Consider the following 14,439-nt stretch of genomic DNA (forward strand, 5'->3'; position numbering starts at 1 on the left):
TGCGAGATTGGGACCATCTCGTGCCGATCGTCACCGGCGCCGTCCGGGCCGAGGGATTCGAGCTGGACCTCGACTCCAGAGCCGTCACACCGGACGTGCTCAGCGAGCCGGGACTGGACGGCGGCGAGACCTCCTTCAGCCGGTACGTGCTCGGCCGCGCCGCAGGCGACGACCGGCTCGTGGGCCTGCCCGTGTTCGTGATGCGCGGGTTCCGCCACCGCTGCGTGCTCGTCCGCCGCGACAGCGACCTGACCGCGCTCGGCCAGCTGAAGGGCGCCCGCATCGGGCTCACCGGCTGGCCCGACTCCGGCAACACCTGGACCCGCGCCCTGCTGCGCGCCGAGGGCGTGGACCTGACCGGCGTCACCTGGACGGTCGGCCCGCTCGTCGCGGGGGAGACCGGCAAGGACCGCGTCGGCCCCGTGCCGTTCCCCGACAACGTCTCGCTCAGCGACGACGGCCTGGCCGAAGGGCTCGCCGAGGGCCGCTACGACGCCATCATGACCCCGTTCATGCCGGAGGAGTTCTTCACCCAGGAGAGCCGCTTCCGTCACCTGCTGCCCGACCACCGCGCCGCCGAGCTGGCCTACTACCGGCGGACCGGCTTCGTGCCCGGCATCCACCTGGTGACGCTCAAGCGCGAGAGCGTCGAGCGGAACCCGTGGCTGCCGCAGGCCGTGACGGAGCTGTTCGAGCGCTCCAAGCGGCACTGGCTGGCCCGCCGCCGCCTGCTCGCCGACACCACGCCGTGGCTGCTCGCCGACCTCACCGGCACGGCCGCCACCTTCGGCGCCGACTGGATGCCGTACGGCGCCGCCCCCAACGCCGCCATGGTCGCCGCGTTCTGCACCGAACTGCACGCCCAGGGCATCGCGAACCGCCGCATCGAAGCCGAGGAGGTCTTCACCGCATGACCGACCTGAGAATCGCCGTGGGCCAGTTCGCCTCGGCCGAGGACTGGACCGCCAACCTCAAGACCTGCGAGGAGCTGATCGACGACGCCGTCGCCGGCGGGGCGGACCTGCTCGTGCTGCCCGAGGGCGCGCTCGCGCTCTTCGTGGACGAGCCGGTACGCATCCGAGAGGCCGCCCAGCCGCTGGACGGCCCGTTCGTCACCGGCCTGGTCGAGCACACCCGCGGCTCGTCCACCACCGTCATCGCCGGCGTGCACGTGCCCGCCGCCGACGGCCGCGTCTCCAACGTGCTCGTCGCCGCCAGGGACGGCGAGATCGTCGGCACGTACGTCAAGCTCCACCTGTACGACGCCTTCGGCCGCCGCGAGTCCGACAACGTCGTCCCCGGCGCGGACGCGCCCGTCGTCATCGACGTCGCCGGCTGGAAGGTCGGCCTGATGACCTGCTACGACGTGCGCTTCCCCGAGATGGCGCGGCTGCTCGCCGACCAGGGCGCCCAGGTGCTCGCGCTGCCCGCCGCCTGGGTGCGCGGCCCGGCCAAGGAATGGCACTGGGAGGTCATGGTCACCGCCCGCGCCCTGGAGAACACCTGCTACGTCGCCGCGTCCGGCGAGTGCGGCCGCCGCAACATCGGCGCCAGCATGATCGTCGACCCGCTCGGCATCACCAGGGCCCGCCTCGGCGACGCGCCCGGCCTGCTGTGGTCCGACGCCTCCGCCGCCGAGCTGGAAGCCGCCCGCACGACGCTGCCCGTCCTCGAGAACCGGCGCTTCGCCGTGGACCCGCGATTGGAGCCGCATGTCTAAGCACGCGACCGCGCTGCTCGCCACCGCCGCACTCCTGCTGGCCGGCTGCGGCGCCAACCCCCCGGAGGCCGAGGGCGTGCTGGAGCCCACGGGACAGACCTCCGCCGCCGCCCAGACCAAGGACCAGGCCCTGCACGACCGGCTGCCCGACAAGGTGAAGCAGGCCGGCAAGCTGATCTCGGTCAACAACGGCTCGTTCCCGCCGTACGAGATCGCCGGCCCCGACGGCAGGTCGCTGACCGGCGCCGCCGCGGACATGGCCGACGCGCTCGGCCAGGTGCTCGGCGTGAAGATCGAGCACGTCACCGTGGACGGCCTGCCCAGCTCACTGACCGGCATCGCCTCAGGCCGTTACGACTTCGCCATCGGCCCCGTCGGTGACTTCCCCGACCGGCAGAAGGCCAACGACTTCATCGACTGGGTCAAGGAGTACGTCGTCTTCGCCGTGCCCAAGGGCAACCCCGACGGCATCGGCTCGGTCGCCGACACGTGCGGGCTGAAGATCTCCGTCATGGCCGGCGGCTCCGCCGAGGCGGTGATCAAGGGACAGTCGGCGGCCTGCGCCAAGGAGGGCAAGCCGAAGATCACCGTGCAGTCGTACAAGGACCAGCCGACCTCCGTGCTGGCCGTCAGCTCGGGCCGCGCGGACGCGTTCTTCTCCTCGCAGGCGCCGCTCACGTACTTCGTCGACCAGGCCGGCGGCAAGCTGGAGCTGGCCGGCAAGGGGCAGCCCAACGGCTTCGACGACCTCTACCAGGGCGCCGTCGTGGCCAAGGACTCGCCGCTGCGCGACGTGCTCAAGGACGCCTTCCAGCAGCTCATGGACAACGGCACCTACGACAGGATCATGGCCAAGTGGAAGACCGGCGACAACAAGCTGGATCAGGCCGGCGTCAACCTGGCGAAATCATGACTCAACCCTCCGAGATCGACGTCGCGGGCGCCGCGCGCACCCGCCATCCGCTGCGCTGGGTCGCCTCGGTCGTCCTGCTCGTCCTCGCCGCCCAGCTCGTCAGCCTGCTGGTCACCAACCCCAACTTCCAGTGGGACGTCGTCGGCAGCTACGTCAACGCGCAGATCATCGGCCAGGGCATCTTCACCACGCTGCTGCTCACCGTCATCGCCATGACGGTCGGCGTGGCGCTGGGCGTGCTGCTGGCCGTCGGCCGCCTGTCGGAGAACCCCGTCGCCCGCGCCGCCTGCGGGCTCTACGTCTGGTTCTTCCGCGGCACGCCGGTGCTGGTGCAGCTCGTGCTCTGGTACAACCTGTCGTACCTGCTGCCGGAGATCTCCTTCGGCATCCCGTTCGGGCCCGAGTTCGTCACCGCCGACACCAACGTGCTCATCACGCCCCTCCTGGCCGCCATCCTCGGGCTCGGGCTGAACGAGGGCGCGTACATGGCGGAGATCATCCGTGGCGGCCTCATGTCCGTCGACCCCGGCCAGAGCGAGGCCGCCGCCGCGCTCGGCATGAGCGACGGCCGTACCTTCCGCCGCATCGTGCTGCCCCAGGCCATGCGCTTCATCATCCCGCCCACCGGCAGCCAGGTCATCAGCATGCTCAAGGCGACCTCGCTGGTGAGCGTCATCGCGCTGGCCGACCTGCTCTACACCGTGCAGTCGATCTACAACCGCACCTTCCAGACCATCCCGCTGCTGATCGTCGCCTGCGTCTGGTACCTGATCATCACCTCGATCCTGTACGTCGGCCAGTCGTTCATCGAGCGCCACTACGCGCGCGGCGCCACCAGGAACGCGCCGCAGAGCTTCTGGGCCTTCGCGACCTTCCGCCGCCGCCGTCCTGCGGCTGATCCCACGGAGGTGTCCTCATGAGCATGCCCATGGTGCACGCCCGCGCCGTACGCAAGCACTTCGGCCACCTGGAGGTGCTCAAGGGCATCGACCTCGACGTCCAGGCCGGCGAGGTCGTGGTCGTCCTCGGGCCGTCCGGCTCCGGCAAGTCCACGTTCCTGCGCTGCGTCAACCACCTGGAGACCATCGACGGCGGCGCCATCCACGTGGACGGCGAGCTGATCGGTTTCGAGGCGAGCGGCGGCAAGGTCCGGCACCTGCGCAAGCGCGACATCACCCGGCAGCGCAGGGAGATCGGCATGGTCTTCCAGCAGTTCAACCTCTTCCCGCACATGACCGTGCTGCAGAACGTCATGGAGGCCCCCGTCGGCGTCCGCGGCGAGCCGCGCGAGCAGGCCAGGGAACGCGTGCACGCGCTGCTGCGCCGCGTCGGCCTGGAGGACAAGGCGGGCAGCTACCCCCGCCAGCTCTCCGGCGGCCAGCAGCAGCGCGTCGCGATCGCCAGGGCGCTCGCCATGCGGCCCAAACTCATGCTGTTCGACGAACCCACCAGCGCCCTCGACCCCGAGCTGGTCGGCGAGGTGCTGGCCACCATGAAGGGCCTCGCCGAGGACGGGCTCACCATGATCGTGGTGACCCACGAGATCGGCTTCGCCCGCGAGGTGGCCGATCGGGTGGTGTTCATGGACGGGGGAGTGGTCGTCGAGTCAGGCACCCCCGCCGAGGTGCTGGACAACCCCGGCAGCGAGCGGACCAAGGCGTTCCTCAGCCGCGTACTGTAGATCAAATGGAGACAGAACGGCTGGTCATGCGCCGCTGGCGCGAGGAGGACAAAGAACCTTTCGCCGCCATGAACGCCGACCCCGAGGTCATGGAGCACTTCCCCGCCCTGATGACCCGCGAGGAGAGTGACACCTTCGTCGACCGGATCGAGCGGCACTTCGACGAGCGCGGCTACTCGCTCTGGGCGCTCGAACTGCGCGATACCGGCCGGTTCATCGGGTTCACCGGCCTGGCGCTGCAGACCTTCGACGCGCCCTTCCTGCCCGCCGTCGAGATCGGCTGGCGGCTGACCCGCTCCGCCTGGGGCCACGGCTATGCCATCGAGGCCGCCAGGCGCGCCGCCCGCTACGCCTTCGAGGAGGCCGGGCTGGACGACATCATCTCGATGACGGCCGTCCAGAACCGGCGCTCGCGCTCGGTCATGGAACGCCTCGGCATGACCCGCGACCCGGCCGAGGACTTCGACCACCCCAGGCTCCCGAAGGACAGCCCCATCCTCCGCCACGTCCTGTACCGCCTGCACCGATGACGCGCGCCCCCGCTATAGGCTGCCGGGAAACGACCCCGGCAGCCTTCCAGCGGAGTGAGGATCGATGCGCTTCCAGCATTCAGCCGCCATCTGGACCGACTTCCCGGCCCTCATCCCCATGGCCCTGTACGCCGAAGGCATCACGCCGGACGTCTCCGTCAAGGACCGTGTGGCCGCCTACGCCGAACGCGCCGCCGCCAGGCTCGCCACCGCCTCCGAGAGCGACCTGCCGGAGATCCAGGCCTGGCGCCGCGCCTTCTCCCGCATGGGGCTCAAGCCCACGCAGTACAGGTGCGCGTCGGAGTCGCTGCTGCGCCGCTTCAGGAAGGAGGGCGCGCTTCCGTCCCTCCACCCCCTGATCGACCTGTGCAACGCCCTGTCGATCGCGTACGCCGTCCCGATCGCGGTCTTCGACGTCTCGAAGATCGCCGGCTCCCTCGAGGTCCGCTACGCCAAGGGCGACGAGACGTACCTCACCTTCGCCGGCGAGACGGAGCACCCGCCCGCCGGCGAGGTCGTCTTCGCCGACGCCGAGGGCCGCGCCCACGCCCGCCGCTGGACCAACCGCCAGAGCGGCCTGTCGGCCGTCCGCGAGGAGACCTCGACCGTCCTGATCATCGCCGAAGCCCTCCACGAAACCGCCGAAGCGGACCTGACGAGCCTGCTGACCACGCTGACGACCGACCTCACCACCCTCTGGCCCACCACCCCGGCGTCCGCCCTCCTCACGCCGACCTCCCCGGCCTTCACCGCCTAACCGGCGGTGTCCTCGGGCCGTTTGAGCTTGTAGACCCCGTACAGCGTCTCCAGGCCGCCGAGGACCATCAGGACGACGCCGATCTTGGACGGGGTGAAGATGACGATCTCCTCATCGAGCCCGAACAACCAGAGCGCCAGCCCTGCCACGAAGGTGAGCGAACCGGTGAACAGTGTCTTCCGGGCAGAAGCCATGGGCAGTCCTTGCATCGCGTACGGATCTTGGCGAAAAGCCTAGTCAGGCACCGTCCACGCGACCTCCTGCCGCTGTGGGAGATCGCCGTACACCTTTCGGCTGACCCGCGCTGCGGCTAGGACATGCAGGCGCCGGCCTGGGCGATGTCGCGCTGGTCCACCCAGAAGCGCGTGCTGCCCACCACGGTCGTCGTCTTCACGACCACGAGCCCGTCGGCGATCTTGCGGGTCTCGCCCTGGTAGACCCTGACCGTGCTGCCCTTCCTGAAGAAGTTGCTCCAGTCCCACCCGGTCTTCGTCGGGAAGTGGCGCCGGGTGCTCCTGACGACCTCCATCGGGCAGATGACCGCCGCGGCCTGCTGCGCCGCCGTCGCGGACGAGCTCGTCGCGGCGAAGGAGGTCGCCGGCGTGATGAGGGTGAGGGTGGCGACGGCGGTGACGGCGGCCGACCTGGTGAATGCCATGCGATTCCCTTTCCTGCCTGTCCGGACGTTCCACAGGAGATAAAAAGGGACGGCCTGTTTCTGCGGCGTTTCCGCGACACGAGAACGGCCCGGCATCAGGAAGCGATGCCGGGCCGTTTCGAAGAAGCCGCGTGTTCACACGTCGTAGTAGAGCTCGAACTCGTGCGGGTGCGGGCGGAGGCGGATCGGGTCGACCTCGTTCTCCCGCTTGTACGACACCCACGTCTCGATCAGGTCAGGCGTGAACACGCCGCCCTCGAGCAGATAGTCGTGGTCGGCCTCCAGGGCGGCGAGCACCTCGGGCAGCGAGCCGGGCACCTGCGGCACCTGGCGCGCCTCCTCCGGCGGCAGCTCGTAGAGGTCCTTGTCGACCGGCTCCGGCGGCTCGATCTTGTTGCGGATGCCGTCGATGCCGGCCATCAGCATGGCCGAGAACGCGAAGTACGGGTTGCACGACGGGTCGGGCACCCGGAACTCGATGCGCTTGGCCTTCGGGTTGGAGCCCGTGATCGGGATGCGGACGCAGGCCGACCGGTTGCGCTGGGAGTAGACCAGGTTGACCGGAGCCTCGTAGCCCGGCACCAGACGGTGGTAGGAGTTGACCGTCGGGTTGGTGAACGCCAGCAGCGACGCGGCGTGCTTGAGCAGGCCGCCGATGTAGTAGCGGGCGGTGTCGGACAGGCCCGCGTAGCCGACCTCGTCGTAGAAGAGCGGCGAGCCGTCCTTCCACAGCGACTGGTGGCAGTGCATGCCGGAGCCGTTGTCACCGAAGATGGGCTTCGGCATGAACGTCACCGTGTGCCCGTATTCGAGCGCCGTGCTCTTGATGACGTACTTGTAGAGCATGAGGTTGTCGGCCGTCTTGAGCAGCGTGCCGAACTTGAAGTCGATCTCCGCCTGCCCGGCCGTGCCGACCTCGTGGTGCTGCATCTCGACCTCGATGCCGGCCTCGATGAGGTTGCGGACCATCTCGGAGCGCAGGTCGGTGAAGTGGTCCATCGGCGGCACCGGGAAGTAGCCGCCCTTGTAGCGCGGCTTGTAGCCGAGGTTGCCGCCCTCGGTGGCCTTGCCGGTGTTCCAGGCGCCCTCGATGGAGTCGATGTAGTAGTAGCCGGCGTTCTGCTTCGTCTCGAAGCGCACGTCGTCGAAGATGTAGAACTCGGCCTCGGGGCCGAAGTAGACCGTGTCGGCGATGCCCGTGCCCTTGAGGTATTCCTCCGCCTTGCGTGCGACGTTGCGCGGGTCGCGGCTGTAGGCCTCGCCCGTCAGCGGGTCGTGCACGAAGAAGTTGAGGTTGAGCGTCTTGTGCTGACGGAACGGGTCGAGCACGGCGCTGGAGGGGTCGGGCAGAAGGAGCATGTCGGACTCGTGGATCTGCTGGAAGCCGCGGATCGACGAGCCGTCGAACATGAGTCCGTCGGTGAAGACACTCGCACTGAAGTTCTCGACCGGGAAGGTGAAGTGGTGCGTCGTCCCCGGCAGGTCGGTGAACCTGACATCGACGAACTGCACCCCTTCGTCACTGATGAACTTCAGGACGTCGTCGGCGGAGTTGAACACTCTCGAACCTCCCTGGGGACTGGCCATCATGGCGACGCTAGGGCGTGGCCGTTTCCGTACGGTGTCCCGATTGTTTCGCACGTGTTACGCGCGGTCTGCCTGGTCACAGGGCCTGCGGGGGGCCGCTCACGTCCCTTCGACGGCCTGGCACCTCCCGCCGCCGTCCGGCGTGTCGTCCAGCGCGTACGGATCGTCGACCTTGCCGTCCGGCACCGTCAGGTCCGCCGGCGAGTCGGCGTACATGGGGTGGATGTAGTCGTCGTCCACGTCGCACCGGGCCGGCGCGAAGCCGGCGCCCCACGTGTCGGCCCAGACGACCAGCTCGCCGTCCTCGCGGTAGACCGTCACCGCGCCCTCGTGCTCGGCGACCAGCCGGATGGCCGAGCCGGGCTGGCCAGGCCGCTGGATCGCGTACGCGATGAGGTATTTCGTGCTGAGCTTGGCGCCGATGCGCCCGTCCTCCTTGTACTCCGAGATCGTCGTCCGGCCCTTCACCTTGATCACTCCGGACGCGAACTCGGCGGTCTTCGGCGCGAAGATCGGCAGCCAGGTGGCCGCGCCTTCCTTGCGGAAGTTCGCCCGCTGCTCGGGGTGCAGGTGCCGGGTGAACGCCGTGGGCCGGCCGCCCACCATGATCTTCCTGTCGAGGTACGCCGCGGTCAGCAGCCTGCGCGTCCGCGCCAGGCCCCTCGCGACGTCCTGCTTCGACAGCCCGCCGACCGCCTTGGCGGGCGGCATGACGAACCCGGCGGCGCCGGTCGGCCACTTCTCGGCCGGTGAGCCCTTGAACGGCTCGGCGGAGTCGCTCACGGCCGCGTCGGACGCGCCGTTCTCCTTCACCGGGCCCTGGACGGCCGTGGTCTCCTCCGGCACCACGCCCGTGAAGGGGACCAGGTCGGGGCGGAACTCCACGACGACCCAGCCCACCAGGATCACCACCGACAGCACGGCGCCCGCCCACCACGCCGCGCTCGCCCTGCGGCGTGGCGGCTCAGGCTCGTCCCAGTCGGGCTCACGGCGTAAGGGCTGAGGCTCGGTGTCCATGGCGTGCCGCGACGCCCTGGCGCCCCTCTTCGCCGCCGCGCTCATCTCGCGCTGCTGCTCGGGGCCGATCTGTCCGACGACGTCGGTGAAGCGCTGGTCAAGGTCATCTCCATGTGGCATGACGACTATCTTGGCCGATCTCACGACGTGCTCGGGCCACAATTCGGACCGGCCCCGCGTGCGGCTACCGTGGAGTGCATGAGCAGCAAGGAGCCTCGGTGGACGCAGACCTGGCTGGGCGGCGTCCGCGCCGCGGGGGTCGATCTCGGCTACCCGGGAGAGCGTCTGGGGCTGCCCCAGGAGGGCAGCGGGTCGGTGGCCGGATGGGGGCGCAGGATCGGCGCGCTCGTCATCGACTGGATGATCTGCACGTGGGTGGTCGTGCAGCTGCTGCTCAGGATGAACCCGGGCGAGTCGCCGTGGGCGCCCGCGCTGGTGTTCGCCGTTCAATATCTGCTGCTCGTCGGCTTCATGGGGCAGACGTTCGGCCACCGGCTCATGGGCGTCAGGGTCGCCGCGATGGACGGGCGTGACCCGCGCTGGCTGCCCGTCCTCGTGCGTACGGTGCTGCTCTCCCTGGCCGTGCCCGCGGTCATCTGGGACCGCGACCACCGCGGCGTGCACGACCGCGTGTCCAACACGGTCGTCGTCCGCATGTGACGCCTCCTCGGTGAAAAACCGTACCGGGTATGGATTTATACCCGGTACGGTTTTATGCTGTCCGCATGATGATGGCGGGGCTCAGGGAGCGGAAGAAGGAGCAGACCAGGCAGCGCATCGCCGAGACGGCGCTGCGGTTGTTCGGCGAGCGCGGCTACGACACGGTGACCGTCAACGAGGTCGCCGAGGCGGCCGGGGTCGCCAAGGTGACGCTGTTCTCGTACTTTCCCAGCAAGGAATGCCTGGTCCTCGACCCGATCAAGGACGACTACGCCGCGGCCGTGAGGGGCCGGCGCGAGGGGCAGACACCGCTCGGAGCACTGCGCGAGCACTGCAGGGGCATCGCCAGGCGCGGCGCCGAGACGTCCGTCGAGGCGTTGATCACCAGGGTGCAGGTGGTCGCGTCGAGTCCCGCGCTGCTGTCGGAGGTCTACAAGACGAACATGGGCGAGCGCGAGGAACTGGCCGCCGCGCTCGAAGCCGCCATGCCGGACGCGGGCCTGGTGCCCCGCCTCATGGCGGCGCAGATCACCGCCGTCATCACCACGCTGCAGGAGACGTTCTTCCAGCGGCTCTTCACGGGCGTGCCACTGGAGGAGGCCGAGCGGCTGCTCCAGGAGGAGGTCGAAGTGGCCTTCGACCTCCTCGAACACGGGCTTTCACCTGACGATGAGGATAAATCGTGAAAAAAGGCATCAACTACGACACAGGGTTCCTGCCCGGCGACGACCTCTCACGCAAGACCTTCGACCCCGCCGGCGTCGCGCGCGAGATGCGCGTCATCGCCGACGAGCTGCACTGCCAGGTCGTCCGGGTCTCCGGCGGCGACCCGCGCAGGCTGGCCGTCGCGGCCGAGCAGGCCGCCGCCGCGGGCCTCGAGATCTGGTACGCGCCCTTCCCCGTCGACCTCACCGAGGACGAGACGCTCGACCTGTTCACCGACGCGGCCGCCCAGGCCGAGTCGCTGCGCAGGGACGGCGCCGTGATCACGTACGTCACCGGCTGCGAGATCACCGCCTTCTGCCACGGCTACATCGAGGGCGCGACCTACCGCGAGCGGCTCAACGCGATGGCGACCGCCGACGTCACGTGGTGGACGACGCTCATGCAGGTCATGCCGCGCTTCAACGCCTACCTGGCGCGGGTGGTCGAGGCGGTGCGGCCGCGGTTCGGCGGGCGGGTGTCGTACGCGGCGGGGCCGTGGGAGCCGGTGGACTGGGCGCCGTACGACGTGGCGGGCGTGGACGCCTACCGCGCCTCCTACAACGCCCACGACTTCGCCGACGAGCTGCGCGCCCACTTCAAGCACGGCAAGCCGGTCGCCGTCACCGAGTTCGGCACCTGCCCCTACCAGGGAGCCGGCGAGCGCGGCGGCATGGCCTGGGCCGTGCCGGACGGCGCGGTGCGCGACGAGGGCGAGCAGGTGCGCTATTTCCATGAGCTGCTCGACGTCTTCGAGGCCGAGGGCGTCGACACCGCCCTGTGGTTCACCTACGCCGCCTACAACCGCACCGGCGGGGCCGACCTCGGCTCCTACGGCGTCGTCACCATGCTCGACGACACCCGCCATCGGCCCAGGGAGCTCTTCCACGCCATGGCGGCTAGATATTCGCGCAGCTGAAGATGGCGGTGCCGGGAAGGTGCCGGCCGCGCAGCGGGCTCCAGCCGCCCCACACCCGCTCGTGCCCCTCGGGCCACTCGGGCTCGACCAGCCCGGTGATCGTCAGACCTGACGCGGCCAGCAGGTTGACCCAGTCGGCCATCGTCCGGTGGTGCTCGACGTAGGTGAGCGTGCCGCGCTCGTCGCGCTCCTCGTAGGGGGAGCGGTCGAAGTAGGAACGGTCGGAGGTCAGCCCCCGCGGCCCTGGATCGTCGGGGAAGGCCCACCTGATCGGGTGGCTCACCGAGAACACGAACCGCCCGCCCGGCCGCAGCACCCTGCGCACCTCGCGGAAGACCGCCGGCGGATCGGCCACGAAGGGCAGCGCGCCGTACGCCGAGCAGACCACGTCGAACGTCTCACCGGCGAACGGCAGCAGCTCGGCGTCGGCCTGCACCACCGGGACGTGGACGCCGCTGTCGAGGTCGATGCGCTGGGAGTGACGGAGCTGGCGGTGCGAGATGTCGAACGCCGCCACCCGCGCTCCGCGCGTCACCAGCCACCGCGCGCACTGGGCGGCGCCGCAGCCGATCTCCAGCACCCGCCGCCCGCGCACGTCGCCGAGCAGGCCCGCGTCGGCCTCGTCGAGCCCCTCAGGGCACCACACGAAGCCGCTGTCACGCAGGAACCCGCCGTGCTCGACCTGGTAGTCGTCGGCGTTGCCGTCCCACCAGCCGCGGTTGGCCCGCGATGAAGGCGACAGCACTAGCGCATCTTTGGGCCGCGCGGAATGCGGGCGCCCTTCGGCATCGGGCCCTTCGGCATCGGCATGTTGCGCGGCAGCGAGCGCAGGCGGTCCTTCACCTCGTTGACCGACGGCTTCTTCAGGTTGCGCGGCAGCTTCATCAGGTGGCGCTGCAGCTTGCCGAGCGGCACCTGGCCCTCGCCGTCGCCGCACTGCACGTCGTAGATCTCGACGCCCAGCACCACCCGCGAGATGCGCTGCTTCTCCGCCTTGAGCATCTTCGCCACCCGGTTGCCCGGGCCCTCGGACACCAGCACCACGCCGGGATAGCCGACCACGAGGTGCACGATGTCCTGGTCACGGTTGACCGCGATGGCCGGGGTGACCTGCCAGTTGCCGCGCATGCCCTGCAGCACGGCCGCGGCCGCGCCGGTCTGGCCGTGCAGGATCGAATATTGGGCCTTCTGGGCGAGCTGCCCGAAGACCACCAGGCCGACGGTGAACGCGGCCAGGATGCCGAGGAACACCGAATACCACAAGTAGTCCGTGACCAGGCCGATCACGACGACCACCGCCAGCGTGCCCACCGCCGAAAGGAAGACGATCGGCATACCCTTGGGGTTGGCCTGCTGAATGATCTTCGCGATCATGCGGAGCTGCTTGATGCGCCCCGGCTTCTCTGGGTCCTCGGACTTTGCCATGCTCAGAAGGATACAAACCAACTGGTGCGGGAGGGAAAACGCGACCCTCGCCGTTCTTCCCTTGTGACCTAGATTTTCACGGTTACGGCCAGGGGGAGGTCGGCCGCGTTACGCCCGGCGCGTACGACGTGCCCGCCCTCGACCGTCCGCCACCCGCCCTCCCACACCTCGAACGCCCGCCCGGGCAGGGACATCGTGGCCGCCACCGACTGCCCGGGCTCCGCCTCCACCAAGGTGGCGGCCAGCGCGGTGGGGCTCGGCAGGGCGACGGAGGGGTCACCGGCCCGCCACTGCCCGCCGCGTACCCCGATGGGCCCGTCGCTCATCACGATCGCGTCCAGCCCGATCTCGGGCAGCGCGGCAGCGACCACATGCCCGCCCCCGTGAGCAGACGGAGCTTGGCGGTCAGGTCGAGCCGGGAGATCAGGCTGCCGAAGTCCACGAGCCCCAGTGTCCCCAAAGCCCCACAAACCCGGCACCCTCTATTTCACCGCGCCACTCGCACCGCGCCACTCGCACCGCGCCACTCGCACCGCGCCACTCGCACCGCGCCACTCGCACCGCGCCACTCGCACCGCGCCACTCGCACCGCGCCGCCCGGCCGGGCCGCCCGGCAGCCCACCGTGCCCCGCGCCGCGTCGTCCGGCCGCGCCGCGCGTCAGGCCGCTACGAAGAACTCCAGGAGTTCGGGGACCAGCGCCTCCGGTGCCACGTTGTGCGCCTGGCCCGGCAGTACGCGCCGTACCGCCCCCGGCACCGTCGCCACCACCGCCGCGCCCGCGTTCGCCATCCAGGCCGGGCTCTCGCCCCCGTTGAGCACGAGCGTCGGCTGGGTGAGCCCGGCGAGCCGGGCGGCCGGCAGGGCGTTGCCCGGCCCGAGCACCGCCGCCTCGTACACCAGCGTGTGCGCCACCGCCTCCATGGCGGCCCAGGACGGATGCCCGCGCATCGCGTCCAGCATGGAGACCGGCACCTCGGCCGCCTCCACCATGAACCGCTCCACGACCTCGCCCCGCCGCCCGGCCGCGACGAGCGCGCCGAGCTGCCCCGCGAAGTCGCCGGGCAGCGGGGGAGCGGAGTCGTCCACGTGGTACGGCGGCTCCCACACCGCCAGATGCGTGACGGCGGACATGACCGCGGCGGCCTCCAGCGCCAGCGCCGCCCCCGAGGAGCCGCCGAACACCATGGCCGTCCCGCCCGCCGCCCCGATCACCGCGGCCAGGTCCTCGACCTCCCGCTCGACCGCGTACGGCGCGGTGTCGCCGCTGTCACCCCGCCCCCGCCGGTCGTAGGCGTACACCGTGAACCACCGGGACAGCCCGGCCGCGACGGCCGCCATCGTGGGGTCGCTCCGGTCCGCGAAAGCGCCCTGGACCAGCACGACCGCCGGCCCTGAGCCGCAGCGCTCGAAGACGATGGGCGTGCCGTCGGCAGAGGCGGCGACCGTGCTCATCGAGGGGCTCATCGAGGGGCTCACTGCGCGGGCTGAACCAGGCACAGCGCCTCCCAGTGGTGACCGTCGAGGTCGGCGAAGCCGCGCTGGTACCGCACGCCGTCCTCCTGCCGCACGCCCGCCAGGGTGGCGCCGGCCGCCAGCGCCTTGTCCACGAGCTCGTCCACCTGCGCCGGGTTCTCCATGCCGAGCACCAGGATCGCCTCGGTGGCCGTGGCGGCGTCGGAGATCTCCTTGGTGACGTAACCGGCGAACACCGGCTCCTCCAGCAGCATGACCTGCGTCTGCTCACTGATGACCACCGACGCCATGCCGTCCATCATGCCGAAGATGGTGAAGCCGAGGCCGGTGAAGAACTCCTTGGACTTGGCGAGGTCCTTGACGGGGAGGTTCACGAAGAGCTGCATCGCTCGGGGT

The 14,439-nt window shown here is 70.2% G+C and carries 19 protein-coding genes; 10 read left to right on the forward strand and 9 right to left on the reverse strand.

What is annotated here, in order from left to right; genetic code table 11:
• Positions 1-20 precede the first annotated feature (20 nt).
• The 7 genes from AB0K18_RS01615 to AB0K18_RS01645 all read left to right on the forward strand — a co-directional run bounded on the left by AB0K18_RS01615 (position 21) and on the right by AB0K18_RS01645 (position 5,601).
• On the forward strand, positions 21-914 hold the full coding sequence (locus AB0K18_RS01615) for a hypothetical protein (protein ID WP_364908323.1): 894 nt from the start codon (positions 21-23) through the stop codon (positions 912-914).
• Positions 911-1,720 (forward strand): deaminated glutathione amidase, encoded by an 810-nt coding sequence (locus tag AB0K18_RS01620; RefSeq protein ID WP_364908325.1) that lies wholly within the window; start codon positions 911-913, stop codon positions 1,718-1,720. The genes AB0K18_RS01615 and AB0K18_RS01620 overlap by 4 nt, the downstream gene beginning before the upstream one ends.
• A complete protein-coding gene (locus AB0K18_RS01625; RefSeq protein WP_364908326.1) occupies positions 1,713-2,633 on the forward strand; it encodes an ABC transporter substrate-binding protein in 921 nt (306 codons plus the stop codon). The genes AB0K18_RS01620 and AB0K18_RS01625 overlap by 8 nt, the downstream gene beginning before the upstream one ends.
• Entirely contained in the window at positions 2,630-3,553 is a 924-nt protein-coding gene (locus tag AB0K18_RS01630; protein ID WP_364908329.1) for an amino acid ABC transporter permease, read from the forward strand. Before AB0K18_RS01625 ends, AB0K18_RS01630 begins: the two co-directional genes overlap by 4 nt.
• A complete protein-coding gene (locus tag AB0K18_RS01635) occupies positions 3,550-4,314 on the forward strand; it encodes an amino acid ABC transporter ATP-binding protein (RefSeq protein WP_364908331.1) in 765 nt (254 codons plus the stop codon). The genes AB0K18_RS01630 and AB0K18_RS01635 overlap by 4 nt, the downstream gene beginning before the upstream one ends.
• A 5-nt stretch (positions 4,315-4,319) precedes the next feature.
• Positions 4,320-4,844: a GNAT family N-acetyltransferase gene (locus AB0K18_RS01640; protein WP_364908334.1), complete on the forward strand. Its 525-nt coding sequence runs from the start codon at positions 4,320-4,322 to the stop codon at positions 4,842-4,844.
• A 64-nt stretch (positions 4,845-4,908) separates the two neighbouring features.
• The gene (locus AB0K18_RS01645) at positions 4,909-5,601 is read left to right on the forward strand and encodes a phenylalanine--tRNA ligase beta subunit-related protein (protein WP_364908337.1); all 693 of its coding nucleotides are present in this window, start codon (positions 4,909-4,911) and stop codon (positions 5,599-5,601) included.
• Here AB0K18_RS01645 and AB0K18_RS01650 read toward each other — a convergent pair.
• The 4 genes from AB0K18_RS01650 to AB0K18_RS01665 all read right to left on the reverse strand — a co-directional run bounded on the left by AB0K18_RS01650 (position 5,598) and on the right by AB0K18_RS01665 (position 8,983).
• Positions 5,598-5,795, reverse strand: coding sequence for a DUF5708 family protein (locus AB0K18_RS01650; protein WP_364908340.1), 198 nt, complete (start codon positions 5,793-5,795; stop codon positions 5,598-5,600). The genes AB0K18_RS01645 and AB0K18_RS01650 overlap by 4 nt on opposite strands.
• 116 nt (positions 5,796-5,911) lie before the next feature.
• A complete protein-coding gene (locus AB0K18_RS01655; protein WP_364908343.1) occupies positions 5,912-6,259 on the reverse strand; it encodes a hypothetical protein in 348 nt (115 codons plus the stop codon).
• A gap of 135 nt (positions 6,260-6,394) precedes the next feature.
• Positions 6,395-7,819 carry a type I glutamate--ammonia ligase gene (gene glnA, locus AB0K18_RS01660; RefSeq protein WP_345400843.1) on the reverse strand — a complete coding sequence of 475 codons (1,425 nt, stop codon included), beginning with the start codon at positions 7,817-7,819 and terminating at the stop codon, positions 6,395-6,397.
• 126 nt (positions 7,820-7,945) lie between these two features.
• On the reverse strand, positions 7,946-8,983 hold the full coding sequence (locus AB0K18_RS01665; protein ID WP_364908346.1) for a hypothetical protein: 1,038 nt from the start codon (positions 8,981-8,983) through the stop codon (positions 7,946-7,948).
• 78 nt (positions 8,984-9,061) lie between these two features.
• On the opposite strand from AB0K18_RS01665, the gene AB0K18_RS01670 reads away from it, so the two are divergent.
• From AB0K18_RS01670 to AB0K18_RS01680, 3 genes are all read left to right on the forward strand, one after another.
• Positions 9,062-9,523: an RDD family protein gene (locus AB0K18_RS01670; protein WP_364908348.1), complete on the forward strand. Its 462-nt coding sequence runs from the start codon at positions 9,062-9,064 to the stop codon at positions 9,521-9,523.
• A gap of 65 nt (positions 9,524-9,588) precedes the next feature.
• Positions 9,589-10,209 (forward strand): helix-turn-helix domain-containing protein, encoded by a 621-nt coding sequence (locus tag AB0K18_RS01675; protein ID WP_364908350.1) that lies wholly within the window; start codon positions 9,589-9,591, stop codon positions 10,207-10,209.
• Positions 10,206-11,144 (forward strand): hypothetical protein, encoded by a 939-nt coding sequence (locus tag AB0K18_RS01680; RefSeq protein WP_364908353.1) that lies wholly within the window; start codon positions 10,206-10,208, stop codon positions 11,142-11,144. Before AB0K18_RS01675 ends, AB0K18_RS01680 begins: the two co-directional genes overlap by 4 nt.
• Here the strand turns inward: AB0K18_RS01680 and AB0K18_RS01685 are convergent.
• From AB0K18_RS01685 to AB0K18_RS01705, 5 genes are all read right to left on the reverse strand, one after another.
• Positions 11,125-11,889, reverse strand: a complete 765-nt coding sequence (locus AB0K18_RS01685) for a class I SAM-dependent methyltransferase (protein ID WP_364908356.1) — start codon at positions 11,887-11,889, stop codon at positions 11,125-11,127. The genes AB0K18_RS01680 and AB0K18_RS01685 overlap by 20 nt on opposite strands.
• Positions 11,889-12,569: a DUF4191 domain-containing protein gene (locus AB0K18_RS01690; RefSeq protein WP_355427017.1), complete on the reverse strand. Its 681-nt coding sequence runs from the start codon at positions 12,567-12,569 to the stop codon at positions 11,889-11,891. The genes AB0K18_RS01685 and AB0K18_RS01690 overlap by 1 nt, the downstream gene beginning before the upstream one ends.
• Positions 12,570-12,637: 68 nt before the next feature.
• On the reverse strand, positions 12,638-12,940 hold the full coding sequence (locus AB0K18_RS01695) for a hypothetical protein (RefSeq protein WP_364908359.1): 303 nt from the start codon (positions 12,938-12,940) through the stop codon (positions 12,638-12,640).
• A gap of 287 nt (positions 12,941-13,227) precedes the next feature.
• A complete protein-coding gene (locus tag AB0K18_RS01700; RefSeq protein ID WP_364908362.1) occupies positions 13,228-14,022 on the reverse strand; it encodes an alpha/beta hydrolase in 795 nt (264 codons plus the stop codon).
• Positions 14,023-14,042: 20 nt separating this feature from the next.
• Positions 14,043-14,429 carry a VOC family protein gene (locus AB0K18_RS01705; protein ID WP_364908365.1) on the reverse strand — a complete coding sequence of 129 codons (387 nt, stop codon included), beginning with the start codon at positions 14,427-14,429 and terminating at the stop codon, positions 14,043-14,045.
• Between the last annotated feature and the right edge of the window lie 10 nt (positions 14,430-14,439).

The sequence above is a fragment of the Nonomuraea sp. NPDC049421 genome, assembly GCF_040677005.1.
GTDB lineage: Bacteria > Actinomycetota > Actinomycetes > Streptosporangiales > Streptosporangiaceae > Nonomuraea > Nonomuraea salmonea.

Coding starts and splice junctions, on each gene's coding strand:
- AB0K18_RS01700 (WP_364908362.1), bottom strand. CDS start 14,022: ATGAGCACGGTCGCCGCCTCTGCCGACGGCACGCCCATCGTCTTCGAG.
- AB0K18_RS01620 (WP_364908325.1), top strand. CDS start 911: ATGACCGACCTGAGAATCGCCGTGGGCCAGTTCGCCTCGGCCGAGGAC.
- AB0K18_RS01690 (WP_355427017.1), bottom strand. CDS start 12,569: ATGGCAAAGTCCGAGGACCCAGAGAAGCCGGGGCGCATCAAGCAGCTC.
- AB0K18_RS01640 (WP_364908334.1), top strand. CDS start 4,320: ATGGAGACAGAACGGCTGGTCATGCGCCGCTGGCGCGAGGAGGACAAA.
- AB0K18_RS01665 (WP_364908346.1), bottom strand. CDS start 8,983: ATGCCACATGGAGATGACCTTGACCAGCGCTTCACCGACGTCGTCGGA.
- AB0K18_RS01675 (WP_364908350.1), top strand. CDS start 9,589: ATGATGATGGCGGGGCTCAGGGAGCGGAAGAAGGAGCAGACCAGGCAG.
- AB0K18_RS01705 (WP_364908365.1), bottom strand. CDS start 14,429: ATGCAGCTCTTCGTGAACCTCCCCGTCAAGGACCTCGCCAAGTCCAAG.
- AB0K18_RS01650 (WP_364908340.1), bottom strand. CDS start 5,795: ATGGCTTCTGCCCGGAAGACACTGTTCACCGGTTCGCTCACCTTCGTG.
- AB0K18_RS01670 (WP_364908348.1), top strand. CDS start 9,062: ATGAGCAGCAAGGAGCCTCGGTGGACGCAGACCTGGCTGGGCGGCGTC.
- AB0K18_RS01635 (WP_364908331.1), top strand. CDS start 3,550: ATGAGCATGCCCATGGTGCACGCCCGCGCCGTACGCAAGCACTTCGGC.
- AB0K18_RS01630 (WP_364908329.1), top strand. CDS start 2,630: ATGACTCAACCCTCCGAGATCGACGTCGCGGGCGCCGCGCGCACCCGC.
- AB0K18_RS01625 (WP_364908326.1), top strand. CDS start 1,713: ATGTCTAAGCACGCGACCGCGCTGCTCGCCACCGCCGCACTCCTGCTG.
- AB0K18_RS01645 (WP_364908337.1), top strand. CDS start 4,909: ATGCGCTTCCAGCATTCAGCCGCCATCTGGACCGACTTCCCGGCCCTC.
- AB0K18_RS01655 (WP_364908343.1), bottom strand. CDS start 6,259: ATGGCATTCACCAGGTCGGCCGCCGTCACCGCCGTCGCCACCCTCACC.